Origin of the sequence: Roseovarius sp. SCSIO 43702 (assembly GCF_019599045.1) — a bacterium.
In the GTDB taxonomy this organism is placed as follows: Bacteria; Pseudomonadota; Alphaproteobacteria; order Rhodobacterales; family Rhodobacteraceae; genus Roseovarius.
In genome coordinates, this window is the sequence record NZ_CP080623.1 from 3,424,578 (window position 1) to 3,448,250 (window position 23,673).

The window sequence follows — 23,673 nt, forward strand, 5'->3', positions numbered from 1 at the left end:
GACGATACCATGACACGACATCCCGGACGTGTCATCGACATGAGCATACGCCGCACTACCGTGAACCCCGTATTTCTTCCATGCTCGCAATCCCATGAGGTGAGCCAATGACCGACCAATCCCCCAACGACCAGTTCCACGCCTCGAGCTTCATGCAGGGCCACAACGCCGAGTATCTCGAGCAGCTCTACGCCCGTTACGCAAACGATCCCGACGCGGTCGACCAGTCCTGGCGCGAGTTCTTCGCGCAGATGGACGACAGCGAGATCGAGGTGAAGGCCGAGGCCGCCGGCCCCTCCTGGGCGCGCGCCGACTGGCCGCCGATGCCGATGGACGACCTGACCGGCGCGCTCACCGGCGAATACCCGCCCGAGATCGAGGCGAAGGAAGCCGCCAGGAAGATCGCCGCCAAGGCAACCGAGAAGGGCGTCGAGGTCTCCGACGAGGCGATCAAGCGCGCGGTGCTCGATTCGGTGCGCGCGCTCATGCTCATCCGCGCCTATCGCATCCGTGGTCACCTCATCGCCGATCTCGATCCGCTCGGCCTGCGCGAACAGACCTACCAGCCCGAGCTTGATCCCCGGTCCTACGGCTTCACCGAGGCCGACATGGACCGGCCGATCTTCATCGACAACGTGCTGGGCCTCCAGGTCGCCTCGATCCGCGAGATCCTCGACGTGGTGCGCTCGACCTATTGCGGCACCTTCGCGCTGCAATACATGCACATCTCCGACCCCGAGCAATCCGCCTGGCTCAAGGAGAGGATCGAGGGCTACGACAACGAGATCCGCTTCACCCGCGAAGGGCGCAAGGCCATCCTCAACAAGCTCGTTGAGGCCGAGGGATTCGAGAAATACCTGCATGTGAAATACATGGGCACCAAGCGGTTCGGCCTCGACGGGGGCGAGTCGCTCATCCCGGCGATGGAGCAGATCATCAAGCGCGGCGGCGCGCTCGGCGTGAAGGACATCATCATCGGGATGCCTCACCGCGGCCGTCTCTCGGTGCTGGCCAACGTCATGGGCAAGCCCTACCGCGCCATCTTCCACGAATTCCAGGGCGGCTCCTTCAAACCCGAGGACGTGGACGGCTCGGGCGACGTGAAATACCATCTCGGCGCCTCGTCCGACCGCGAGTTCGACGGCAATTCCGTGCACCTTTCGCTCACCGCGAATCCCTCGCATCTCGAGGCGGTGAACCCCGTGGTGCTGGGCAAGGCGCGCGCCAAGCAGGACCAGAACCACGACAAGGAGCGGACGACCGTGCTCCCGGTGCTGCTTCACGGTGACGCGGCCTTCGCCGGGCAGGGCGTCGTGGCCGAGTGTTTCGGCCTGTCGGGCCTCAAGGGGCACAAGACCGGCGGCACCATGCATATCGTGGTCAACAACCAGATCGGCTTTACCACCGCGCCGCATTTCTCGCGCTCATCGCCCTATCCCACCGACATCGCGCTGATGGTCGAAGCGCCGATCTTCCACGTCAACGGCGACGACCCCGAGGCGGTCGTGCACGCCGCGAAGGTCGCGACCGAGTTCCGGCAGAAGTTCAAGAAGGACGTGGTGATCGACATCTTCTGCTACCGCCGCTTCGGCCACAATGAGGGGGACGAACCGATGTTCACCAACCCCATCATGTACAAGAAGATCAAGCAGCAGAAATCCACCCTCTCGCTCTATACCGAGCGCCTGGTCAAGGACGGCCTGATCCCGGAGGGCGAGATCGAGGACATGAAGGCCGAGTTCCAGGCGTTCCTCGCCGACGAGTTCGAGGCCGGCAAGGATTACAAACCGAACAAGGCCGACTGGCTGGACGGCAAGTGGTCGCATCTCGACCGCAAGGACGAGGATTACCAGCGCGGCGAGACGGCGATCGACGGCGACACCTTCGACGAGATCGGCCGGGCGCTGACCACGGCGCCGGACGGCTTCCCGCTGCACAAGACCGTCCAGCGCCTGCTCGAGAACAAGGCCAGGATGTTCGAGAGCGGCGAAGGGTTCGATTGGGCCACGGCCGAGGCGCTGGCCTTCGGTTCGCTCCAGCTCGAGGGATACCCGGTGCGCCTCTCCGGCCAGGACAGCGCGCGCGGCACCTTCAGCCAGCGGCACTCGGCGCTCATCAACCAGGAGACCGAGGAACGGTATTACCCGCTGAACCACATCCGCAAGGGCCAGGCAGGATACGAGGTCATCGACTCGATGCTCTCGGAATACGCGGTGCTGGGCTTCGAATACGGCTATTCTCTGGCCGAACCCAACGCCCTCGTGCTGTGGGAGGCGCAGTTCGGCGATTTCGCCAACGGCGCGCAGATCATGTTCGACCAGTTCATCTCGTCGGGCGAATCCAAGTGGCTGCGGATGTCGGGGCTCACCTGCCTTCTGCCGCACGGCTACGAGGGGCAGGGGCCGGAACATTCCTCCGCCCGGCTCGAGCGGTTCCTCACCATGTGCGGCCAGGACAACTGGATCGTCGCCAACTGCACGACGCCGGCGAACTATTTCCACATCCTGCGCCGGCAGCTTCACCGCACCTACCGCAAGCCGCTCATCCTGATGACGCCCAAGTCGCTGCTCCGGCACCGGCTCTGCGTTTCGAAGAAGGACGAGTTCACGACCGGATCGTCCTTCCACCGCGTGCTCTGGGACGATGCGCAATACGGCAACTCCGACACCAGGCTGGTGGCGGATGACAAGATCAGGCGCGTCGTCCTCTGCTCGGGCAAGGTCTATTACGACCTGCTCGAGGAGCGCGACAACCGCGGCATCGACGACATCTACCTGATGCGCATCGAACAGTTCTATCCCTTCCCGGCCCAGGCGATGGTCAAGGAGATGGAGCGTTTCACCGATGCCGAGATCGTCTGGTGCCAGGAAGAACCCAAGAACCAGGGCGCCTGGTCCTTCATCGAGCCCAATATCGAATGGGTGCTGACCCGCATCGACGCCAAGCACCAGCGGCCCGTCTATGTCGGTCGCCCCGCCGCGGCCTCGCCCGCCACCGGCCTGGCCTCCACCCACAAGCAACAACAGGAAGCGCTGGTCGACGCCGCGCTGACCATCGAAGGGAATTAAGTCATGACCACCGAAGTCCGCGTCCCCACACTTGGCGAATCCGTGACCGAGGCCACGGTCGCCACCTGGTTCAAGAAGCCCGGCGACCCCGTTGCCGCCGATGAAATGCTCTGCGAACTCGAAACCGACAAGGTCACGGTCGAGGTGCCCGCACCCGCCGCCGGCACGATGGGCGACATCATCGCCGCCGAGGGCGAGACCGTCGGCGTCGACGCCCTGCTGGCCACCATCGAGGAAGGCGAGGGCAAGGCGGCGGGCGATGGCGGCAAGAAGACCGCCGCGGAGCCGAAACCCGAGCCGGAGCCCGAGGCCAAGCCCGAGCCCGACGAGGCCAAGACCAGGCCGGCCAAGCCCGAAACCAACGGCGACAAGGGCAATGTCGACGTGATGGTGCCCACCCTGGGCGAATCCGTCACCGAGGCGACCGTGTCCACATGGTTCAAGAAGGTGGGCGACGACGTGGCCCAGGACGAGATGCTCTGCGAGCTCGAGACCGACAAGGTCTCGGTCGAGGTGCCCTCGCCCGCCGCCGGCACGCTCGTCGACATCCTCGCGCAGGAGGGCGACACCGTTCAGGCCAACGGCAAGCTCGCGGTGCTTTCGGGCTCCGCCGACGGCACCATCTCACCCGAGATCCGCCCCGAGCCGATGGACAAGGAAGCGAATGGCGGCCAATACAGCACGCCGCCCGCCGGCCGTGACGCCGAAGATGTCGAGGATGCGCCCTCCGCCAGGAAGGCGATGGCCGAGGCCGGCCTGTCGCGCGACGAGGTCGAGGGCACGGGCCGCGATGGCCGCGTCATGAAAGAGGACGTGGCCCGGGCCAGGTCCTCCGATACCACGAGCGCGGCGCCGAAACCCTCCGCGGCCCCCGCCGGCCCGCAACGCGCGCCGAGCCCCGCCGAGGACGCCTCGCGCGAGGAACGGGTCAAGATGACCCGCCTGCGCCAGACCATCGCCCGCCGCCTCAAGGAGGCGCAGAATACCGCGGCCATGCTCACCACCTACAACGAGGTGGACATGACCGGGATCATGGCACTCCGGTCCGAGTACAAGGAGGAATTCCAGAAGAAGCACGGCGTGAAACTCGGCTTCATGTCCTTCTTCACCAAGGCCTGTTGCCATGCGCTCAAGGAGGTGCCCGAGGTCAACGCCGAGATCGACGGGGACGAGATCGTCTACAAGAACTTCGTGCACATGGGCATCGCCACGGGCACGCCGACGGGTCTCGTGGTGCCGGTCGTGCGCGACGCCGATTCCATGTCCTTCGCCGAGATCGAGAAGGCCATCGCCGAGAAGGGCGCCCGCGCCCGCGACGGCAAGCTCTCCATGGCCGAGATGCAGGGCGGCACCTTCACGATCTCGAACGGCGGCGTTTACGGCTCGCTCATGTCCTCGCCCATCCTCAACCCGCCGCAATCGGGCATCCTCGGCATGCACAAGATCCAGGAGCGTCCCATGGTCGTGAACGGCGAGATCGTCGCCCGCCCCATGATGTATCTCGCGCTCAGCTACGATCACCGCATCGTCGACGGCAAGGGGGCGGTCACGTTCCTCGTGCGCGTGAAGGAGGCGCTGGAGGACCCGCGTCGGTTGCTGATGGATTTGTGAGGGGTGAGCGAAGGCTCCGTCTATGAATGGGACGCCGACAAGGCCGAGGCGAATCTGGCCAAGCACGGCGTCCCGTTCGAGCATGTCCACGGTTTCGACTGGGCGACAGCCATTCAGCGTGAAGACAAGCGGTTCGATTACGGGGAACGGCGCATGACAGCCCTTGGCAAAATCGGCGACCGTGACCACGTATTGGTCTATACTCTCCGGAACCAGCGCATACGGGTCATCTCCCTGCGCAAGGCCAACACGCGAGAAGCAAGATGAACCAACGCTCCAAACCCCCGGCCGACTATGACGAGAACCCGCCCCTTGGCGAAGATTTCTTCGCCGAGGCGCGGCCCGCGCTCGAAGACCCTGAACTCGCGCGCGTTCTGGCAGCCAAGAGCCTGGAATACCGCGAGGCCCTCCGCTCGATCATCGAGGCGCACGAGGCCGGAGAGCCGCTCGACCGCGCCATCGCCGACGCCCGCGCGGCGCTGACGGCGGCGCAGTGAAGGATGCGTGGCATTGAGGCCCGTGTGGAATTCTTCTCGGTCTGGAAAGTAGCGGAGGGAAGGGAATGACGGAAAAGGAACTCGCTGACTTGTTGCGACAGCATTACGAAACTGCCCCTTATCGAAGGAAGCACTCGCATGTCGTTCTGTTCGGCATCAAGTATTCCGAAGCTTTGAAATCACACTCCATCGCCTCTGTCTGCGAAATGTCAGGCATTGGAAAGTGGGGGCATGACCCCCGCCCCCACCGCCCTCACACTCGCCGCCCTCCTGCAAGTGGCCCAATACGTCCTCATGGCCGTCCCCGCCTTCCTGGGCTGGACCGCGGCGATCAACATGCCCCTGATGCCCGGCACCCTGCCGCGTGCCGAAGGCCTGGTCTGGCCTGTCATGGCCCTGTGCGCCGTCACCGGTTTCAGCATCTGCGCCCTGTCGGACTCGTTGCGCGGAACGTCCTTGTTGCCAACCGCCGCACTGTCGCTCGGCCTGCTCACGGGGGCATTGGCGCTGCGGCTCACGGTGCTGCCATTGCTCGACACCGCATCGCCGCTCGCGCTGGTCGGCGTCCGCGAGGCGCTGGCGATTTGCAGCGCGGCCTATCTCGGCTTCGCCATCGCGCTCCTGCGGAGACGGCGCAGATGAACGCCACCCCAATTCCGCCCCCGAAAGGAACGCCATGTCACGGATCACCTTCGACCACTGCGTCATCCATGTCGGCGACTGGGATCGCTCCACCGCCTTCTACCGCGACGTGATGGGGGCCGAGATCGTCCCCTACGGCAAGGGCGCGATGTTCCGCTTCGGCCCGGTGCAGCTCAACACCCACGGCCCCGACCAGATCGGCAGCCCCCGCGCGAAGCGGCCCGTCATGCCGGGCGGCAGCGACCTCTGCTTCGAATGGCACGGCACGATTCCGCAGGCGCAGGCGCATCTGCGCGCGCACGGTGTCGCGGTCGAGCTTGGCCCCGTCGAACGCCTCGGCGCCAAGTCCACCGGCACCAGCCTCTATTTCCGCGACCCCGACGGCTCGCTGCTGGAGTTCATCGTCTATGAGGACTGAACGCGCGCGCCGGGCAGAGCGCAACACCCGCCCCCTGCTCCGGGGCATCGACACCACTCAGGAGGTCCCGGGTCAGGCCCGGGATGCGTAGCGCATAAATGACCCCAGAACTCACCGCCCTCACCCTCGCCGCGCTGCTGCAGGTCGTGCAATTCGTCCTCATGGCCGTTCCCGCCAATCTCGAACTGGGTCCGGGCAAGACGCTTTCCCCGCGCGATCCCGACCGCATGGAAAAGCCCATGGCCGAGCAGGTCAGCCGCGGCACCTCGCGTCTCTTCCGCGCCCTCAACAACCATTTCGAGGGGCTCATCCTCTTCTCCATCGCCTGCGTGGTGATCTCCGTCACGAACCAATCCACCCCCTTCACCACCACCTGCGCCTTTGCCTACCTCGCCGCGCGCGTGCTCTACGTTCCCGCCTACTATTTCGGCTGGGTCCCTTGGCGTTCGCTCATCTGGGCGATAGGTTTCCTCGCGACGACATTCATGCTGCTCGCCGCGCTTCTCTGACCCTTCTTCTTGCCCCAAGTATCCCGGGGTCCGGGGCAGAGCCCCGGCGACCGACCAGAAAAGGACCACCCCAATGGCACAATACGACGTCATCGTGATCGGCTCCGGCCCCGGCGGCTATGTCGCCGCCATCCGCTGCGCGCAGCTCGGCCTCAAGACCGCCTGCGTCGAGGGGCGCGAGACGCTGGGCGGCACCTGCCTCAACGTGGGCTGCATTCCCTCCAAGGCGCTCCTGCACGCGTCCCACATGCTCCACGAGGCCGAGGAGAACTTCGCCAAGATGGGGCTCAAGGGCAAATCGCCCTCGGTCGACTGGAAACAGATGCTCGCCTACAAGGACGACACCATCGGCCAGAACACCAAGGGGATCGAGTTCCTCTTCAAGAAGAACAAGATCGACTGGCTCAAGGGCTGGGGCTCCATCCCCGAGGCCGGCAAGGTCAAGGTCGGCGACGAGGTGCACGAGGCGAAGAACATCATCGTCGCCTCCGGCTCCGAGCCTTCGCCCCTCAAGGGTGTCGAGGTGGACGAGAAGGTCGTCGTCACCTCCACCGGCGCGCTGGAGCTTGGCAAGATCCCCAAGAAGATGGTCGTGATCGGCGCGGGCGTGATCGGGCTCGAGCTCGGGTCGGTCTATTCCCGCCTCGGCTCCGAGGTGACGGTCATCGAGTTCCTTGACCACATCACCCCCGGCATGGATGCCGAAGTGCAAAAGACCTTCCAGCGCACGCTCAAGAAACAGGGCCTCACCTTCATCATGGGCGCCGCGGTGCAGAAGACCGAGGCCACCAAGACCAAGGCCAAGGTCACCTACAAGCTTCGCAAGGACGACAGCGAGCACGAGCTGGATGCCGATGTCGTCCTCGTCTCGACCGGCCGCAAGCCCTATACCGACGGGCTCGGCCTCTCCGACCTGGGCGTCGAGATGACCGACAAGGGCCAGATCAAGACAGATAACCAGTGGCAGACCAACGTCAAGGGCATCTACGCCATCGGCGACGCCATCGCGGGCCCCATGCTGGCCCACAAGGCCGAGGACGAGGGCATGGCCTGCGCCGAGGTGCTGGCGGGCAAGCACGGGCACGTCAACTACGGCGTCATTCCCAGCGTGATCTACACCCACCCCGAGGTCGCGGCCGTCGGCAAGACCGAACAGGAGTTGAAGGACGAGGGACGCGAGTACAAGACGGGCAAGTTCTCGTTCATGGGCAACGGCCGGGCCAAGGCGGTCTTCGCCGGCGACGGGTTCGTCAAGATTCTCGCCGACAAGAAGACCGACCGGATCCTCGGCTGCCACATCATCGGCCCCTCGGCGGGCGATCTCATCCACGAGGTCTGCGTCGCGATGGAGTTCGGCGCCTCCGCCGAGGACCTGGCCCTGACCTGCCACGCCCATCCCACCTTCTCCGAGGCGGTGCGCGAAGCGGCGCTCGCCTGCGGCGACGGACCCATCCACGCCTGAGTGACGGGCCGGGGGCGGCGACGCTCCCGGCGCATTTTCCTCCCGAATGAGTGGCAACGCCCGGCAAGGACCGGCCGGGCGCGCGCATCGTTAGGATTTCGCCTGCGGCGCAAACACCGACGTGGATACCGACGTCGCACCGACGTGATACCGACGCGGGTTTCCGGCATTAACCTTTGGCGCGACTCACCCCTGATGGACCCGCGTCAGGTTTCGCGCTCCGCTGCCTCTCGCGCATCGAACCCCGCCTCCGCCATCAACCTGTCCGACGCCGTCTCGACCGCCTCCTCGAGCTCGGCCAGGAATATCTCGCGCGGCTTACCCGGTTGAATCGGCGGCAGGAATTCAACCACCGCCGTTCCGGGCGTCCGGTAGATCCCCTTCTTGGGCCAGAACAGGCCCACATTCGTCGCCACCGGCACGCAGGGCTGGCCAAGCTCCTGGTAGAGGATGGCCGTGCCCACCTTGTAGGGCGCCCTCACCCCCGGCGCGATGCGCGTTCCCTGCGGATAGATGATGAGCTGCCCGGCGGCCAACCGACCCCTTTCCACATCCTTAACCATTTTCTTGATAGCCTGGCTGCGCTTGCCGCGATCCACCGGCACGCAGCCCAGTTTCAGCGCGTATTGCCCGATGATCGGCGCATACATCAATTCGCGCTTCATGATGAACTTGCCCGCGGGGATCGACTTGAAGATGAGGATGATATCGAGAAAGGACTGGTGCTTGGCCGCGATCATCGCCTCGCCCTGGGGCGGCGTGCCCCGCACCTCGCAGCGGATGCCGACCATCCAGCGCGCCGACCACACGGCCCAGCGCGACCATGTCTTGCACGCGGCGATCGCGCCCCGCCGGTCCAGAAGCGCCCAGGGCAGGAACACGACCCCGATGGGAAGCATCATGCCATAGACCTGCACCACGTAGATGAGCGAGCGAAACCATTGAACCGCGTATCTCATGTCATCCCCCGCAGCGTGGTGCGCGCCGCCATCGCCGTCGCCGCGAAGGCGACGCCCGCTCCCAGGATCGGGATGAGCAACGGCCAGAGCCAATGCCACCCCTGGAAGCCGAGCCCGGTGAGAAAGCCGCCCGCCACGTCCGTCGAGGGCAGGATCAGCGTCGCGAGGCATCCCAGGACGGTGCCGACCCCCGCGCCGATGAGGCCGCGCAGCGTGAAGCGCCGCACGAAGGCCTGCGCGATGTAGCTGTCCTGCGCCCCGACGAGACGCAGCACCTGGATCACCTGCGCGTTCGCCGCAAGCGCGGCGTTCGCGGCGAGCGTGATCATCGCGGCCATCGTCCCGCCGATGAGCAGGAGCGACAGCCATCCGAGAAGGCGCAGACGCGACGCAGCCTTGATGAGCGGCTTGCGCCACCGGGTGTGATCGTCGAGCACCGCGCCCGGCGCTTCCGCCGCAAGACGCAGGCGAAGGCCCTCCGCGTCGAACCCTTCGCCGTCCTCGATGATCTCGATGAGGCGCGGAATGGGCAGGCGATCGACCGGCAGATCGGGGCCGAACCACGGCTCCAGGAGTGCGCGCTGTTCCTCGTCGCTGAGCGCGCGGGCCGAGGCGATGCCGGGTGTCGTCTCGAGGACCCTGAGCGCGGCCTCGGTCTGGGCCGCCATCTGGCCCTGCGGCGCCGAGATGCGCAGCGTCGAGGCGCGCGCCAGTTCGTCGCCCCAGCGATCCGCAAGGCGGTCCGTCGCCAGCGACAGCGCCATCGCGAACACGGCGAGGAAGGCCATCGCCGCCGCGCTGAAAAGCGTCAGCCGCGCGGTGAACCCCGTGGGCGGAACGACCCGGTCGGCCTGCCCGTCGCCGGTGATCATCTCGCGAAAGGTGCCGAGGAAAGGTGCGATCCGGTCTTTCACAGGTCCGCCCCCGCCAGTTGCAGGCGCCGGCTCGAGATCCGCAGCACACGCGCCTGCACATGCGGCTTGGCCGCGCGGATGAGCGCGAGGTCGTGGGTGGCGATCACGATGGTCTTGCCCATGCGGTTCAGCTCGACCAGAAGCCGCATCAGGCGTTGCGACATCTCCCAGTCCACGTTGCCCGTCGGCTCGTCTGCAAGGATCACGTCGGGCGACATGATCACCGCCCGCGCCAGCGCCGCGCGCTGCCGCTCTCCTCCCGAAAGCTCGGGCGGCAGGGCATCGGCGCGCGCCTTGAGGCCGACCCACCCCATCAGCTCGCGCAGGTTCGCCACCTCGTTCAGCGTATCGCGCCCCGACACGGCCAGCGGCAGCGCGATGTTGTCGCTCACGCTCAGGTGGTCGAGAAACTGGCAATCCTGGTGCACCACCCCGATGCGGCGGCGCGCGAGGGCGACATCGTCGCGGTCCATGTTGCGCACGTCCACGTCAAAAAGGCGCGCCTGTCCTGCCGTGGGTATGAGCGCACCGTAGCAGAGCTTGAGAAGCGTGGTCTTGCCCGCCCCCGATGGCCCCGTCAGGAAATGAAAGGACCCCGGCGCGAGGCGCAGGGAAATCTCGCTCAGAAGCTCGCCCCCGCCATAGCTGTAGGCCACGTTTTCCAGCTCGATCACGGCTGCCCCTTCTCTGCCCTGCCCGTTCCCTAAATGCCTCAGCGGCCCGCCCGTTGCAATCGCGCCCCGTCAATTCCGTTGCGCTTTTCGGCCAGTCGGGTAGAGCATATCTTGTAGGAAGAGGGCGGAATACCCGGGAAACGGGTTCGCCTGGAGGCTGAGACAGGTGATTGCATGCGACTGACCTGCCCCAACTGCGAGGCGCAGTACGAAGTGCCCGACGAGGTGATCCCCGAGACCGGGCGGGACGTGCAATGTTCAAGCTGTGGCGACACCTGGTTCCAGTATCATCCCGATCACATCCCCGCGCACGAACCGGACGACCTCGAAGCGGACGAACCCGACAATCCCGCGAACTGGCAGGACCTCCCCGACGAACCTTCCGAGGCCGAGGACGCCGCCGATGACAGCGATCTCGCATCCCGCGATGACGACGCCGCATCCGACCCCGAACCGGCGCCCGCCCCGCGCGAACTCGATCCCGAGGTGCGCGACATCCTTCACGAGGAAGCAAGGCGCGAGACCGCCGCACGCGCCGCCGAACGCGGCGGGCTGGAAACGCAGACCGAGCTCGGCCTCGCCGCACCGGCCGAGGATGAAAGCGCACGCCGCTCGCGCGAGGCGCAGGCGCGCGTGGCCCGCCTCCGGGGCGAGACCGCTTCCGCCGAAACCGAAACCGAGATCGAGGCCAGCCACTCGATCGACCCGACCTCGCGCCGCGACCTCCTGCCCGACATCGAGGAGATCAGCTCCTCGCTTCGGTCCGAGGATGGACGCGACGGAAACGGCCAACCCGATGCGGATTACCCCGATGCGGCCTCGGTTCCGTCCGGGTCGGGGTTCCGCCGCGGCTTCCTGCTCGTCGTCGTGCTCGCCGCGCTGGCCGCGCTCGTTTATGCCTACGCGCCCGCACTCGAGGCAGCGGTGCCCGCGCTTGCCGGCCCTCTCGACGCTTTCGTCACCCAGGTCGATCAGGCGCGCCTCTGGCTTGACGGGCAGGTGCGCGCCCTGATGCTCTGGCTCGACGGTCAAGCCTCGACCGCGTCCTGAGTGGGCGCCTTCCATGTTCCGCCCGTCCTCACCCCTTGCGCCGGTTTTCCTGACCGCGCTCGCGGCGATGGCGTGGGGGGTATGGTGGATCCCCGTGCGCTACCTGACCGGCGTGGGCATGTCGGGTGCGCAGGCGGGCATGCTGCTCAATCTCGGCGCCTCGCTCGCGGCCGTCCTCTGCCTCGTCGCGCTGCGCCAGAGCCCCGTGATCGGCCCCCGCGCGCTTCTGGGCGGCGCGTTGGTCGGGGTTGCGCTGTCCACCTACTCGGTGGCCTTCGCCCATGCGGACGTGGTGCGCGTGATCCTGCTCTTCTACCTCGCCCCCGCCTGGAGCAAGATGATCGAATGGGGCTTCATGGGCGCGCGGTGGCGCTGGGCCTCGACGCTCACGGTCGCGGCCTCGCTCGCCGGCGCGGTGCTGATCCTCGGGGGCCGCATCTCGACCGAAGAGCTGGCCGTCGGTGACGTTCTCGCCGTCGGCTCCGGCGTCGCCTGGGCCGTCGGCGCGACGCTTATCTTCACCGGGCGCAAGTCGACGGCGCTGACCCTCACCACGGTAACGATGATCTCCGCCACGGCCGTGGCCGCGCTCCTGGGGCTCGTGCTGGGCGAAGCGATCGTTCCGCGTGGCCCGGTCAGTGCCCTCACCGTCGGGGCGGTCCTGGGCGCGGTCTTTGCCCTGCCCTGCATCTTCGCGACACTCTGGAGCGCGCAACGACTGGCTCCCGCGCTTCTCACCTTTCTCTTCACGCTCGAGATCTGCGCCGGCGTCATCTCGGGCGCCATACTCCTTGATGAGCCATTCGGCCTCGTCCAGGTGGCGGGCACCTGCCTCATCGTTGGCGCCGCGCTGAGCGAGGTGGCCTTCGCGCTGCGCGAACGCCGCCGCGCGGCGAGGCGGGCCGTTTAGCGCAGGATCGGTGGTTCGTCCCGCGGCCGCCTCATCTGCGTCAGGCCAAAGATGAACCCGTCGCCGATGCGATGGGCCAAGGCCGAGAAGGATCGCGCGGTCCGGGGGTCGAGCTCCTCGGAAAGCACCTCGTCAAAAAGGCCCAGCCAGAGCGGAAAATGCTCGGGCTGCACGTCGCGCGCCTCCATGTGGATGCGCATGGGATTGCCCGAATAGCTCCGCTCGCGCAGGATCGCGTTGCGCCAGAAACGGGCGATCTTCTCCTCGTGGGCGGGCCATTCGTCATCCGCGATATGCGCCGCGAAGACGGGGCCGAGATCGGGATGCTTGCGGATGCGCGCGTAGAAGCTCGTGACGACGCGGTCGATCTCTTCTGGCGTGATCTCGAATAGAGCAAGGGGGTTGGCCATCGCATGTTCCTTCGTCGGCTGCCCCGGTGTCGACCCTGGTGCCAGCGGGAGCAATGACGCTCAATGTCGCAGCGGCGGGACGAGGCCTCCGCGAACAAGACGCGAGAGCATTCCCTCACTTCTTCTTCGTCAGGCCCTGTTCTGCCGCGAACCGGTCGATCAGATCGGCCATGGGCTTCGTGTCGTTGCATTCGAAGACCACGTAGGACATCACCAACTGCAATTTACCGGGGGAACCTGGATCGCTCAGGTCATAGCTTTGGGCGTAATCTTCATAAGCCACCCTGTAAAAGTCGTTCACCGGGTTGAGCGAAAGCCTCACGCTCTCTGATACCATATCCATTACCTGCTTGCAGGTGTGCGTCCGGAAATCGACCTCGGGGATATCGACAAGGCCCCAGCGCGGTGCATCCGGGTTGAGCTCGAGCGACTTGACGGCGCGGTCGAACACCTCCCCCACCGTGATATCCTTGTCGAACCCCTTGCTCTCGGGTGTCATGCAGACCGCTCCGAACCGGTCGGCCAGCGGGCTTCTGATCCGCGTCAGTGCCTTGTCGTCGAGTCCCGCCAAGGCCGTCTCCATCACCTGCCCAAGCGGGCTTTGCGGGACGAGGCTTAGGGCAAGACCGGCATCCTCACCCGCGTTCTCGGCCAAGTAGGTCATCGTGTCCTCGGCCAGGACCTTGCACGGCTTTTCCGCCATCTCGTCCGGCAAGGGATGTGCGACACCGACGCTCGCGATCAGGCAGCAGGCTAAAGCGAAAAACGGTCTCACGGAATCTCCATAGGCGTTTCGGCGTAGTTTTGGCGCAACCGGCATGGCGCGGCAACCGAAATGCCCGATGGACGTCACAAAACGATCGTCCTATAACGCCGCCCATGACGTATCCCATAGCGATCATCGTCCGAATTACGAGCCCGGCGGCCTGAGACCAGACGACCCGCCGGAGCCAAGGTGCATGCGATAGCGCGCCGCCCCACCCCATGATCGAAATGACAGTGGCAAAGGACGTCACACATGTGCTCAGACACGCCCGACTACAAAGACACGCTGAACCTGCCCCAGACCGATTTCCCGATGCGCGCGGGCCTGCCCAAGCGCGAGCCGGAATGGCTCGAGCGTTGGAACGATCTCGGCATCTACACGCGCCTGCGCGAGAAGGCCGAGGGCGAGGCGCGCGAACCCTTCACGCTGCATGACGGCCCCCCCTATGCCAACGGGCACCTGCATATCGGCCACGCGCTCAACAAGATCCTCAAGGACATGGTCGTGCGCTCCCAGCAGATGATGGGCCGCGACGCGCGCTACATCCCTGGCTGGGACTGTCACGGCCTGCCGATCGAATGGAAGATCGAGGAACAGTACCGCGCCAAGGGCAAGAACAAGGACGAGGTCGATATCGTCGATTTCCGTCAGGAGTGCCGCCGCTTCGCCGAAGGTTGGATCGACGTGCAGCGCGACGAGTTCAAGCGGCTGGGCGTCACGGGCAAATGGTCGAAGCCTTACCTCACGATGGATTTCCGCGCCGAGCGGATCATCGCGGAGGAGTTCCAGAAGTTCCTGATGAACGGCACGCTCTACCAGGGCTCGAAGCCGGTGATGTGGTCGCCCATCGAGAAGACTGCACTCGCCGAGGCCGAGGTCGAGTATCACGACAAGGAGAGCTTCACGATCTGGGTGAAGTTCGAAGTAATCCGTCCCGGCCCCCGAGCCGGGGCCTCCGACGGCGAGGCCCCGGGTCAAGCCCGGGGCGGGGAACTCGAGGGCGCCCATGTGGTCATCTGGACCACCACCCCCTGGACCATCCCGTCGAACAAGGCCGTCGTCTATGGCGAGGATATCGCCTATGGCCTCTACGAGGTGACGGACACGCCCGAGGAATGCTGGGCAACGGTAGGCGACCGCTTCCTGCTGGCCGACAAGCTGGCCGCTGACGTCATGGCGCGCGCGCGGCTCGAGGATAGCATGTGGAAACGCGTGCGCGACGTATCCACCGATGAGCTGTCGAGCCTCACCCTGCAACACCCCCTCGCCGGGGCCGAGGGCGGCAACGGCGAATGGGACGCCCCCCGCGATTTCCGCGCCGCCGATTTCGTGACCGACGAGGAGGGCACCGGCTTTGTCCACTGCGCCCCCTCGCACGGGATGGAGGAGTTCGAGCTGTATCGTGGCCTGGGCATGCTCGAGGAAGTCATCACCTACAACGTGACCGAGGACGGCACCTTCCGCGAAGATCTGCCGTTCTTCGGCGGCAAGGCGATCCTGCGCGCAAAGCCCAAGAAAGGCGACTGGGAGGGCGACGCCAACGCCGCCGTCATCGCCAAGCTCACCGAGGTCGGTGGCCTTCTGGCGCGTGGCAAGATCAAGCACAGCTATCCGCATAGCTGGCGCTCCAAGGCGCCGGTGATCTACCGCAACACGCCGCAATGGTTCGCCGCGATCGACCGCGAAGTGGGCGATGGGCAGGACACCTACGGCAAGACGATCCGCGAGCGCGCCCTGCGCTCGATCGACGAGCTCGTGACCTGGACACCGAGGACCGGTCGCAACCGGCTTTACTCCATGATCGAGGCGCGGCCCGACTGGGTTCTGTCGCGCCAGCGCGCATGGGGCGTGCCGCTCACCTGTTTCGTCAGGAAAGGCGCCATGCCCACCGACCCGGAGTTCCTTTTGCGTGACGGGAAGGTCAACGCCCGCATCCTCGAGGCGTTCGAGGCCGAGGGCGCGGATGCCTGGTACAAGGACGGCGCCAAGGAGCGATTCCTGGGCGAGGACTACGATCCCGACGAGTGGATCAAGGTCGACGACATCCTAGACGTGTGGTTCGACTCGGGCTCGACCCACGCCTTCGTTCTGCGTGACCGCGATGACGGGTCCGAGGACGGGCTGGCCGACCTCTACCTCGAAGGCACCGACCAGCATCGCGGGTGGTTCCATTCCTCGATGCTGCAAGCCTGCGGCACGATGGGCCGCGCGCCCTATCGCGGTGTGCTGACCCATGGTTTCACGCTCGACGGCAAGGGCAACAAGATGTCCAAGTCGCTCGGCAACACCGTCGCGCCCGACGAGGTGGTGCAGCAATACGGTGCCGACATCCTGCGGCTCTGGGTGGCGCAGTCGGACTATACCGGCGATCTGCGCATCGGCCCCGAGATCCTGAAAGGCACCGCCGACAGCTATCGCCGGCTGCGCAACACCATGCGCTTCATGCTGGGCGCGCTCGCGCATTTCCGCGAGGAGGATCGTATCGAACCCGCCGATATGCCCGAGCTGGAACGCTGGGTGCTGCACCGGCTGGCCGAGCTCGACCGGAAAGTGCGCACGGGCTATTCCGCCTATGACTTCCAGGGTGTCTTCCAGGCGCTGTTCCAGTTCTGCACCGTGGACCTTTCGGCCTTCTACTTCGACGTCCGCAAGGACGTGCTCTACTGCGACGGCGACAGCACGCGCAGACGGGCGGCACGGACGGTGCTCGATCTGCTCTTCCACCGGCTGACGACCTGGCTCGCCCCCGTGCTGGTCTTCACGATGGAGGAGGTCTGGCTCGAACGCTTCCCCGGCGAGGAAAGCTCGATCCACCTGCACGACATGCCCGAGACGCCGGATGCGTGGTTCGACGAGGCGCTGGCCGCGAAATGGGCCCAGGTGCGCCGCGCGCGCCGCGCGGTGACGGCGGCGCTCGAGATCGAGCGCACGGAAAAGGTCATCGGCTCATCGCTCGAAGCGGCGCCCATCGTCCACGTGCGCGACGGCGAGACGCTGGAGGTGCTCAAATCCGTCAATTTCGAGGATGTCTGCATCACCTCCGACATCGCGCTCACGCCCGATCCGGCCCCGGCCGAGGCGTTCCGCATGCCCGAGGTCGACGGGGTTGCCGTGGTGTTCGAGAAAGCGGCGGGCAGGAAATGCCAACGCTGCTGGAAGGTGTTGCCCGACGTGGGCGCCCATGCGCATCCCGAAACCTGCAAGAGATGCTCGGACGCGTTGGGGTGAGATGAACCCGTCCCGGGCCTGACCCGGGACCTCGCGCCAGATACTCGTTCGATTGCTCCGGGGCGTGAGGCCCCGATCAAGGCCGGGGCGGGATGCTGCGGGCGGTCAGTGCGACGCGCGCTCCCAGGGTCGGACGAAATCGCCAAGCACGCCGCTGATCGCCGCGTCATCCGCGTCGCCCTCGACCTGCGCGACAAGGCCGCGCTTCTTGTCGTCGATCACGTGAACGACACGCGCATTCACGCCCGCCTTCTCGAGTGCCGCGTTATAGACCCGCGCGATCGCGCTCTTGCGCAGGTCGGGCTTGAACACCTTGCCCACGGCGGTCTTGGGCAGCTCGTCCATGATCTCGATATACTTGGGCTGCGCGGCGCGCTCGTGGATGTGCTCCTTGCAATGCGCCATCAGCTCGTCCTCGGTGACCGTCCCTCCCGAGACCAGCTCGACATAGGCCGAGGGCAGCTCTCCGGAATGTGCATCCGGCTGGCCTATGGCGCCGGCCATGGCCACCTGGTCATGCGCCATGAGCGCCTCCTCGATCTCGGCGGGGTCGATATTGTGACCGCCCCGGATGATCAGGTCCTTCGCCCTGCCCGTGATCCAGAGATAGCCATCGGCGTCGATGCGCCCGAGGTCGCCCGTCCGCAGGAACCCGTCATAGTAGTATAGGTCGACGTTCTTCGTCGCGTCCGTGTAGGTGTTCCCCGGATAGACGCCGGGGCTGGAGATGCAGATCTCGCCGACCTCGTCCACCTCGCATTCCACGGGTCCATCATTGGTCATCTTAACGATCTTCACCTTGGTGTAGGGAAACGGAACGCCGACCGAGCCGACCTTCTTCTCGCCCTCGGGCGGGTTGCACGAGACAAGACACGTGGCCTCGGTCAGGCCATATCCCTCGATCACCGTCATGTTGGTGGCGCTTTCGAACCGCCGGAACAATTCCAGCGGCATGGGCGCACTGCCGGAAAACGCGTTCTTAACGGTCGAAAGATCAGCATCGACGGGACGCTGCATGAGGGCCGAGACCGCTGTCGGAACCGTGATGACGAATGTGATCTTCCACCGCTCGCAGAGCTTCCAGAAGTTGTCGAAGACGCCCTCGCCGCGATATCCCGCCGGCGTCGGGAAGACGACCCGCGCGCCCGACTTGATCATCGCCATGAGGATCACGTGACACGCGAAGACATGGAAAAGCGGCAGCGGGCACATCACGCTATCATACTCGGTAAAAAGCAGCCTATGCCCGATCCAGCCGTTATAGATCATGCCGGAATAGCGGTGCTGCGCCACCTTGGGCATCCCCGTCGTGCCGCCGGTGTGGAAATAGGCCGCAACCCGATCTTCCTTGCTGGCCTCGAAATCGAGCGTCGGGGCCTGCTTGGCAAGCGCCTTGTTGAAGTCGCGCACGTCGCCATGGCGCTCTCCCGCGATCTTGGGACGGATGAGCGGCACGATCCAGCTCTTGGGCGGCTTGAGATAACGGTTGAGGTCGATTTCGAGCACCGTGCCCACGTCCGGCGCGTCGCGCACCGCCTCGGCCGTCTTCTGCGCGATGTCGGTCTTCGGGAAAGCCCGCAGCGTGACCACGACCTTCGCCTTGGTCTCGCGCAGGATGGCCGAGATCTGTTCGGGTTCGAGCAGCGGGTTGATGGGGTTCACGATCCCGGCCACGGCTGCACCGATCGTGGCCACGGCCGTCTCGACACAGTTCGGCAGGACAAGTGCCACGACATCGTTTTCGCCGATCCCCAGCGAGCGGAAGAGATTGGCCGCGCGAGAGACCTCGCCATGGAACTCCGACCAACTCAGCGTGACAGCGGGGTCGCTCGGGCCGGAAAGAAGTTGATAGGTGATCGCCGGGCGATCCGGGAAGGCCTGCGCGGTGGTGCTCAGCATTTCGTAGAGCGTTTCGGGCTTCTCGAGCGCCTCCCAGGTCGATTCCGCCTCGATGTCGAGCACGTCCTGGCGTGTCTGAAAACTCATCTCCGTATCCTCCCTTGCGAGCCGTGTCGCCCGCCTCTCCCCTTTTGCATGACCATGAGCGCGATTGAATCGCCACGCAAGTTTTACGCAGCGTTTTCGCAAGTTCCGCGGCCCTGTTCGACTGCGCGGGAGAGGCGCGAAATATGACTTGACTAAATTAGTCGGAAACCGCAGGAATGACCTATAAATTTTGTCAGAAATGCGAGGATCCGCTATGACCAACTCCAAACTGCGCTGCGCACTCGGCGCCGCGTTCGCACTGGCCACATTGGGCAGCGCGGCAATGGCCCAGGAGGTGAATATCTACTCGAGCCGCCACTACGATTCGGATGACAAGCTCTATGCCAAGTTCACCGAGGAAACTGGCATCACGGTCAACCGGATCGAAGGAGAAGCGGACGAGTTGATCGCGCGGCTCGAGGCGGAAGGTGACAACAGCCCGGCGGACGTGTTCATCACCGTCGACATCGGCCGCATGGGCCGTGCCGAAGAGGCGGGGCTGTTGCAGCCGGTCGAATCAGAGGTGATCGAGAACGCCGTTCCCGCGCATCTTCGCGACCCCGAGAACATGTGGTTCGGCGTCTCGCAGCGCGCCCGCATCATCTTCTATTCCAAGGACCGCGTCGAGAACCCGCCGCGCACCTACGAGGCGCTTGCGGACGAGGCCATGAAGGGAAAGATCTGTATCCGCTCGTCCAAGAACATCTACAACCAGTCGCTCCTCGCCTCGATCATCGAAGCGGACGGCGAAGACGCCGCGCGTGACTGGGCCGAGGGCATCGTCGCCAACATGGCCCGCAATCCCGAGGGCGGCGACACCGATCAGCTTCGCGGGCTCGTATCGGGCGAATGCGACGTCGCCGTCGCGAACCATTACTATTTCCTCCGCGGCTTCGACCAGGAGGTCGATGGCCTGACCGAGGGTCTCGACGGCATCGGCTGGGTCTGGCCGAACCAGAGCGATCGCGGCGCGCACCTGAACCTCGCAGCCGCTGCCATGGTCAAATCCGCCCCGAACCCGGACGCGGCCAAGACCTTCCTCGAGTTCCTGACGAGCGAATTCGCACAACAGCACTTTGCCAGCCAGAACAACGAATATCCCGCCGTGCCGGGGATCGGGCTGGACGAGGATACCGCGCGGCTGGGCTTCTTCATCGCCGACAATGACACGATGACCGCGTCTTTCGGTGACAATGCCGCGAAAGCCCAGAAGATCTTCAACGAGGTGGGCTGGCAATAAGCCACTGCAAAGCTTGACGAGAGGCCGGTGCCGGGACGTCCTTGCACCGGCCTTTTCTATCTGGATCGCAGGACCGCGCCGGGGTTCATGATGCCCGCCGGGTCGAGCGCGGCCTTGATCGCCCGCATCGCCGCAAGCTTTGTCGGATCGCCATAGCGTTCAAGATCATCCACTTTCAGGCGGCCGATGCCATGTTCTGCGCTCACCGATCCTCCCATCTCGTGCACGAGGTCATGCACCGCCCGCTTGATCCGGTCGCGGGCGGCCGGATGATCCGCGCGGCTTTGACCCGCGAGGGGAAAGACGTTGTAATGCAGGTTCCCGTCGCCGAGATGACCGAAACAGTTGATCCTGAACTCGCCGATCTCGGCGATGACGCTTTCGGCGCGCTCGATGAACCGCGCGATCTCGCCCAGCGGCAGAGAGATGTCGTGCGAACTGACCGAACCGATCCGGCGATTGGCCTCGGGGATATGCTCGCGCACATCCCACAACTCCGCCCGCTGCGCCTCGGATTGCGCGATGATCCCGTCATCGACCAAGCCGGCTTCGAACGCTGCCTCGAAGAGCGTCTCGAGCGCGCCTGAAGGCTCGAGACCCTGCGGCAACCCCACATCCATCAGCACCATCCATTCGGGCGGCCGCTCGAAGGGAAGACGGATTTCCGGCAGCGTCTCCCGCAGGAAATCGAGGCCCGCGCGATGGATGATCTCGAAGGCGCTGACACACCCGCCCATCCGCTGTTGCGCGAGCGCCAGCAAGGTGAGCGCGGCCGACGGATCGCGCACCGCAAGAAGCGCCGTGCCCTCGCCCGCCGGACGCGGCACAAGCCGCAGCGCAGCGGCGGTGATCACACCCAACGTCCCCTCGGACCCGATCAGAAGGTTGCGCAGGTCGTATCCGGTGTTGTCCTTTCTCAGCCGCTTCAGCCCATGCCAGATACGCCCGTCCGGCAGAACCGCCTCCAGCCCCAGGCACAGGTCACGCGCGTTGCCATAGCGCAGCACGTTCACGCCACCCGCGTTCGTCGCCAGAAGTCCCCCGATCCGGGCCGTGCCCTTCGCCGCGATGCTGAGCGGGTAGAGGCGATCATGGTCGCTCGCGCGATCATGTACGTCCGACAGGATCGCCCCCGCTTCGACGATCATGACGTTCTCTTCGGGATAGACCGCCCGCACCCGTGTCATCCGCTCGAGGCTGAGCAGAACGGGCGCGTCGCCGTCGGGCATGAGCTGGCCCCCGACAAGGCCGGTGCCGCCACCATAGGGCACGACGGGAATACGTGCCTCGGCGGCCTTGCCGACGATCCGTGCCACGTCCTCGACGCTGTCGGGCGCGATCACGACGCCGACCTTCCCGGTCCATCGGCCGCGCGGCTCCTCGAGATAGCGGGGCTCGGCGTCACGGAACGCGGCGGCCGGGAGATCGGCCTTCAGCGTTTCGATGAAATCGGAGGTCACGGGAGATAGTGTCATGGCGCGACCGTATCGCGTCCACCCGGGAGGGTGAAGATGAACAATTCATTGTCCCGCCGGGCGCCACCCCGATTTGACGCAGCGCACGGTCTCTCGTATAGGTTGTGTCACGCTGGATGAAGCGTGTGAGCGGTCAAGGGGTCCCCTTCGACCGCTTTTTTCGTGCCTTTGTTCCAGGGGCACCCACCAAATCACACGAGGCAATGAGCAAGCATGACAGCAGATGCGCGCGGCGCGATGCCGCACGGACTGATCATCTCGATCGTGAAGCTGCAACAGCAGCTTTGCGACATGAAACTCGAACTCGAGTCAATTCAGAACCAGTTGCGCGCCGGGACCCCCGGCGTGCTCGGCAATTCGAGCCGGCTGATCGCGGATATCCGCCAGTGGCTCAAGATCGCATTGGAAGCGGAGGCAGACCTTGAAAGACGCAGAAAGAACACCGAACCGGAAAAGATCGGCCACGACCTCGACCTCGCTGCCGCACGGCGTTCGATCAGGTGCAGACTGGATCGTCTCCGGCGGTCCAGAACGTCAGAAGACGTTTCTTGACGGGCTGAGCGAACGTGAATTGCTCGCACTGCCCTATCTCTTCGAATTCTGGGCCTTCGATCATCAATTGCCGCCCGAAGGCGATTGGAAGAACTGGGTCATCATGGGCGGCCGCGGCGCAGGCAAGACGCGCGCGGGCGCCGAGTGGGTCCGGTCCTGCGTCGAAGGCAGCCGCCCGCTTGACCCCGGACGGTGCCGCCGCCTCGCCCTCGTCGGCGAAACCGTCGAGCAGGTGCGCGAGGTCATGGTGTTCGGCGAGAGCGGGATCATCGCCTGTTCTCCACCCGACCGGAAGCCTGACTGGCAGGCGACGCGCAAGGCGTTGGTCTGGCCCAACGGCGCGGAAGCCCGGATCTTCTCGGCCCACGAACCCGAAGCCCTGCGCGGTCCCCAATTCGACGCGGCATGGCTGGACGAACTGGCCAAGTGGAAAAAGGCGCAGGACACGTGGGACATGCTGCAATTCGCCTTGCGGCTGGGGGATGATCCGCAACTCTGCATCACGACGACGCCACGCAACGTGGGTGTCCTGAAAGCCATTCTCGCGGCAAGCTCGACCGTCGTGACCCACGCTCCCACCGAGGCGAACCGCGCCAACCTGGCCGACAGTTTCCTCGAGGAAGTGCGGGCGCGCTATGCCGGCACGCGGCTGGGACGGCAGGAGCTCGACGGTCTCCTCATGGAGGACACGGAGGGCGCCCTCTGGACACGCGGCGACCTCGAGGCAGCCCGCGTGCCGCAGCCGCCGGAGCTCGATCGGATCGTCGTGGCGGTCGACCCACCCGTCACGGGACATTCGGGCTCGGACGAATGCGGCATCATCGTTGCCGGCGTGCGCCGGACGGGCCAGGTGCAGGATTGGCGCGGCTACGTGCTGGCCGACCGGTCGGTCAGCGGCGAGGGGCCCGCGGGCTGGGCCAATGCCGCCGTGCGCGCGATGGAGGAGTTCGGCGCCGACAGGCTGGTGGCCGAGGTGAACCAGGGCGGTGACCTGGTCGAGACGGTGATCCGCCAGGTCGATCCGCTCATCCCCTTCAAGGCGGTTCACGCGACACGGGGTAAGTCTACCCGTGCCGAACCCGTGGCGGCGCTCTACGAACAGGGCCGCATCCACCATGCCCTCGGTCTCGACCGGCTCGAAGATCAGATGTGCGCGATGACCAGCCGGGGGTTCGAGGGCCGCGGCAGCCCGGATCGCGTGGATGCCCTGGTCTGGGCGATCCATGATCTCATCATCGAGCCTTCCGCGAAATGGCGCCGGCCGCGGGTGCGCGCGGTCTGATTCAGTTTTCTTAAACTTTT

The 23,673-nt window shown here is 65.5% G+C and carries 21 protein-coding genes; 14 read left to right on the forward strand and 7 right to left on the reverse strand.

What is annotated here, in order from left to right; genetic code table 11:
• Positions 1 to 107 precede the first annotated feature (107 nt).
• The 8 genes from K1T73_RS16845 (at position 108) to lpdA (ending at position 8,207) form a co-directional block, all read left to right on the forward strand.
• Positions 108 to 3,068: a 2-oxoglutarate dehydrogenase E1 component gene (locus K1T73_RS16845; protein WP_220601808.1), complete on the forward strand. Its 2,961-nt coding sequence runs from the start codon at positions 108 to 110 to the stop codon at positions 3,066 to 3,068.
• Between the two features lie 3 nt (positions 3,069 to 3,071).
• A complete protein-coding gene (gene odhB / locus K1T73_RS16850; RefSeq protein WP_220601809.1) occupies positions 3,072 to 4,679 on the forward strand; it encodes a 2-oxoglutarate dehydrogenase complex dihydrolipoyllysine-residue succinyltransferase in 1,608 nt (535 codons plus the stop codon).
• A gap of 3 nt (positions 4,680 to 4,682) precedes the next feature.
• Positions 4,683 to 4,946 (forward strand): BrnT family toxin, encoded by a 264-nt coding sequence (locus K1T73_RS16855; RefSeq protein ID WP_220601810.1) that lies wholly within the window; start codon positions 4,683 to 4,685, stop codon positions 4,944 to 4,946.
• Positions 4,943 to 5,176: a hypothetical protein gene (locus tag K1T73_RS16860; protein ID WP_220601811.1), complete on the forward strand. Its 234-nt coding sequence runs from the start codon at positions 4,943 to 4,945 to the stop codon at positions 5,174 to 5,176. Before K1T73_RS16855 ends, K1T73_RS16860 begins: the two co-directional genes overlap by 4 nt.
• 231 nt (positions 5,177 to 5,407) lie before the next feature.
• The gene (locus K1T73_RS17950) at positions 5,408 to 5,818 is read left to right on the forward strand and encodes a hypothetical protein (protein WP_259400340.1); all 411 of its coding nucleotides are present in this window, start codon (positions 5,408 to 5,410) and stop codon (positions 5,816 to 5,818) included.
• A gap of 34 nt (positions 5,819 to 5,852) precedes the next feature.
• Complete coding sequence (locus K1T73_RS16870; protein WP_220601812.1) at positions 5,853 to 6,236, forward strand: VOC family protein; 384 nt, start codon at positions 5,853 to 5,855, stop codon at positions 6,234 to 6,236.
• Positions 6,237 to 6,334: 98 nt separating this feature from the next.
• Positions 6,335 to 6,745: an MAPEG family protein gene (locus tag K1T73_RS16875; RefSeq protein WP_220601813.1), complete on the forward strand. Its 411-nt coding sequence runs from the start codon at positions 6,335 to 6,337 to the stop codon at positions 6,743 to 6,745.
• A 73-nt stretch (positions 6,746 to 6,818) separates the two neighbouring features.
• On the forward strand, positions 6,819 to 8,207 hold the full coding sequence (gene lpdA, locus K1T73_RS16880) for a dihydrolipoyl dehydrogenase (protein ID WP_220601814.1): 1,389 nt from the start codon (positions 6,819 to 6,821) through the stop codon (positions 8,205 to 8,207).
• A 206-nt stretch (positions 8,208 to 8,413) separates the two neighbouring features.
• On the opposite strand, the gene K1T73_RS16885 is transcribed toward lpdA, so the two are convergent.
• From K1T73_RS16885 to K1T73_RS16895, 3 genes are read right to left on the reverse strand one after another with little or no spacing between them, the layout of a single operon-like run.
• Entirely contained in the window at positions 8,414 to 9,166 is a 753-nt protein-coding gene (locus K1T73_RS16885; RefSeq protein WP_220601815.1) for a 1-acyl-sn-glycerol-3-phosphate acyltransferase, read from the reverse strand.
• Entirely contained in the window at positions 9,163 to 10,038 is an 876-nt protein-coding gene (locus K1T73_RS16890) for an ABC transporter permease (RefSeq protein ID WP_220603801.1), read from the reverse strand. The genes K1T73_RS16885 and K1T73_RS16890 overlap by 4 nt, the downstream gene beginning before the upstream one ends.
• A 38-nt stretch (positions 10,039 to 10,076) precedes the next feature.
• Positions 10,077 to 10,754: a cell division ATP-binding protein FtsE gene (locus K1T73_RS16895; protein WP_220601816.1), complete on the reverse strand. Its 678-nt coding sequence runs from the start codon at positions 10,752 to 10,754 to the stop codon at positions 10,077 to 10,079.
• Between the two features lie 174 nt (positions 10,755 to 10,928).
• On the opposite strand from K1T73_RS16895, the gene K1T73_RS16900 reads away from it, so the two are divergent.
• Positions 10,929 to 11,804 (forward strand): zinc-ribbon domain-containing protein, encoded by an 876-nt coding sequence (locus tag K1T73_RS16900; RefSeq protein ID WP_220601817.1) that lies wholly within the window; start codon positions 10,929 to 10,931, stop codon positions 11,802 to 11,804.
• A gap of 13 nt (positions 11,805 to 11,817) precedes the next feature.
• A complete protein-coding gene (locus K1T73_RS16905; protein ID WP_220601818.1) occupies positions 11,818 to 12,714 on the forward strand; it encodes a DMT family transporter in 897 nt (298 codons plus the stop codon).
• Here the strand turns inward: K1T73_RS16905 and K1T73_RS16910 are convergent.
• Positions 12,711 to 13,124, reverse strand: coding sequence for a group III truncated hemoglobin (locus K1T73_RS16910; RefSeq protein ID WP_220601819.1), 414 nt, complete (start codon positions 13,122 to 13,124; stop codon positions 12,711 to 12,713). The two genes, K1T73_RS16905 and K1T73_RS16910, sit on opposite strands and share 4 nt — an antisense overlap.
• Positions 13,125 to 13,239: 115 nt before the next feature.
• Entirely contained in the window at positions 13,240 to 13,827 is a 588-nt protein-coding gene (locus K1T73_RS16915; RefSeq protein ID WP_220601820.1) for a hypothetical protein, read from the reverse strand.
• A gap of 315 nt (positions 13,828 to 14,142) precedes the next feature.
• Between K1T73_RS16915 and ileS the strand changes: the two genes are divergently transcribed.
• Positions 14,143 to 17,118, forward strand: a complete 2,976-nt coding sequence (ileS, locus tag K1T73_RS16920; protein WP_220601821.1) for an isoleucine--tRNA ligase — start codon at positions 14,143 to 14,145, stop codon at positions 17,116 to 17,118.
• A 105-nt stretch (positions 17,119 to 17,223) separates the two neighbouring features.
• Here the strand turns inward: ileS and K1T73_RS16925 are convergent, their stop codons facing one another.
• On the reverse strand, positions 17,224 to 19,104 hold the full coding sequence (locus K1T73_RS16925) for an acyl-CoA synthetase (protein WP_220601822.1): 1,881 nt from the start codon (positions 19,102 to 19,104) through the stop codon (positions 17,224 to 17,226).
• 214 nt (positions 19,105 to 19,318) lie between these two features.
• Between K1T73_RS16925 and K1T73_RS16930 the strand changes: the two genes are divergently transcribed.
• Complete coding sequence (locus K1T73_RS16930; protein ID WP_220601823.1) at positions 19,319 to 20,344, forward strand: extracellular solute-binding protein; 1,026 nt, start codon at positions 19,319 to 19,321, stop codon at positions 20,342 to 20,344.
• Between the two features lie 56 nt (positions 20,345 to 20,400).
• On the opposite strand, the gene K1T73_RS16935 is transcribed toward K1T73_RS16930, so the two are convergent.
• A complete protein-coding gene (locus K1T73_RS16935; RefSeq protein ID WP_220601824.1) occupies positions 20,401 to 21,819 on the reverse strand; it encodes an FAD-binding oxidoreductase in 1,419 nt (472 codons plus the stop codon).
• Between the two features lie 213 nt (positions 21,820 to 22,032).
• On the opposite strand from K1T73_RS16935, the gene K1T73_RS16940 reads away from it, so the two are divergent.
• On the forward strand, positions 22,033 to 22,371 hold the full coding sequence (locus K1T73_RS16940; RefSeq protein WP_220601825.1) for a hypothetical protein: 339 nt from the start codon (positions 22,033 to 22,035) through the stop codon (positions 22,369 to 22,371).
• Entirely contained in the window at positions 22,298 to 23,653 is a 1,356-nt protein-coding gene (locus K1T73_RS16945) for a DNA-packaging protein (protein ID WP_220603802.1), read from the forward strand. The genes K1T73_RS16940 and K1T73_RS16945 overlap by 74 nt, the downstream gene beginning before the upstream one ends.
• Positions 23,654 to 23,673 lie beyond the last annotated feature (20 nt).

Excerpts from the sequence above, each read along its gene's own strand:
- K1T73_RS16870 (WP_220601812.1), top strand. The coding sequence starts at position 5,853 with ATGTCACGGATCACCTTCGACCACTGCGTCATCCATGTCGGCGACTGG.
- K1T73_RS16925 (WP_220601822.1), bottom strand. The coding sequence starts at position 19,104 with ATGAGTTTTCAGACACGCCAGGACGTGCTCGACATCGAGGCGGAATCG.
- K1T73_RS16885 (WP_220601815.1), bottom strand. The coding sequence starts at position 9,166 with ATGAGATACGCGGTTCAATGGTTTCGCTCGCTCATCTACGTGGTGCAG.
- lpdA (WP_220601814.1), top strand. The coding sequence starts at position 6,819 with ATGGCACAATACGACGTCATCGTGATCGGCTCCGGCCCCGGCGGCTAT.
- K1T73_RS16940 (WP_220601825.1), top strand. The coding sequence starts at position 22,033 with ATGACAGCAGATGCGCGCGGCGCGATGCCGCACGGACTGATCATCTCG.
- K1T73_RS16930 (WP_220601823.1), top strand. The coding sequence starts at position 19,319 with ATGACCAACTCCAAACTGCGCTGCGCACTCGGCGCCGCGTTCGCACTG.
- K1T73_RS17950 (WP_259400340.1), top strand. The coding sequence starts at position 5,408 with ATGACCCCCGCCCCCACCGCCCTCACACTCGCCGCCCTCCTGCAAGTG.
- K1T73_RS16905 (WP_220601818.1), top strand. The coding sequence starts at position 11,818 with ATGTTCCGCCCGTCCTCACCCCTTGCGCCGGTTTTCCTGACCGCGCTC.
- K1T73_RS16900 (WP_220601817.1), top strand. The coding sequence starts at position 10,929 with ATGCGACTGACCTGCCCCAACTGCGAGGCGCAGTACGAAGTGCCCGAC.
- K1T73_RS16845 (WP_220601808.1), top strand. The coding sequence starts at position 108 with ATGACCGACCAATCCCCCAACGACCAGTTCCACGCCTCGAGCTTCATG.
- K1T73_RS16915 (WP_220601820.1), bottom strand. The coding sequence starts at position 13,827 with ATGGCGGAAAAGCCGTGCAAGGTCCTGGCCGAGGACACGATGACCTAC.
- K1T73_RS16910 (WP_220601819.1), bottom strand. The coding sequence starts at position 13,124 with ATGGCCAACCCCCTTGCTCTATTCGAGATCACGCCAGAAGAGATCGAC.
- K1T73_RS16860 (WP_220601811.1), top strand. The coding sequence starts at position 4,943 with ATGAACCAACGCTCCAAACCCCCGGCCGACTATGACGAGAACCCGCCC.
- ileS (WP_220601821.1), top strand. The coding sequence starts at position 14,143 with ATGTGCTCAGACACGCCCGACTACAAAGACACGCTGAACCTGCCCCAG.
- K1T73_RS16875 (WP_220601813.1), top strand. The coding sequence starts at position 6,335 with ATGACCCCAGAACTCACCGCCCTCACCCTCGCCGCGCTGCTGCAGGTC.
- K1T73_RS16890 (WP_220603801.1), bottom strand. The coding sequence starts at position 10,038 with ATGATCACCGGCGACGGGCAGGCCGACCGGGTCGTTCCGCCCACGGGG.
- K1T73_RS16935 (WP_220601824.1), bottom strand. The coding sequence starts at position 21,819 with ATGACACTATCTCCCGTGACCTCCGATTTCATCGAAACGCTGAAGGCC.
- odhB (WP_220601809.1), top strand. The coding sequence starts at position 3,072 with ATGACCACCGAAGTCCGCGTCCCCACACTTGGCGAATCCGTGACCGAG.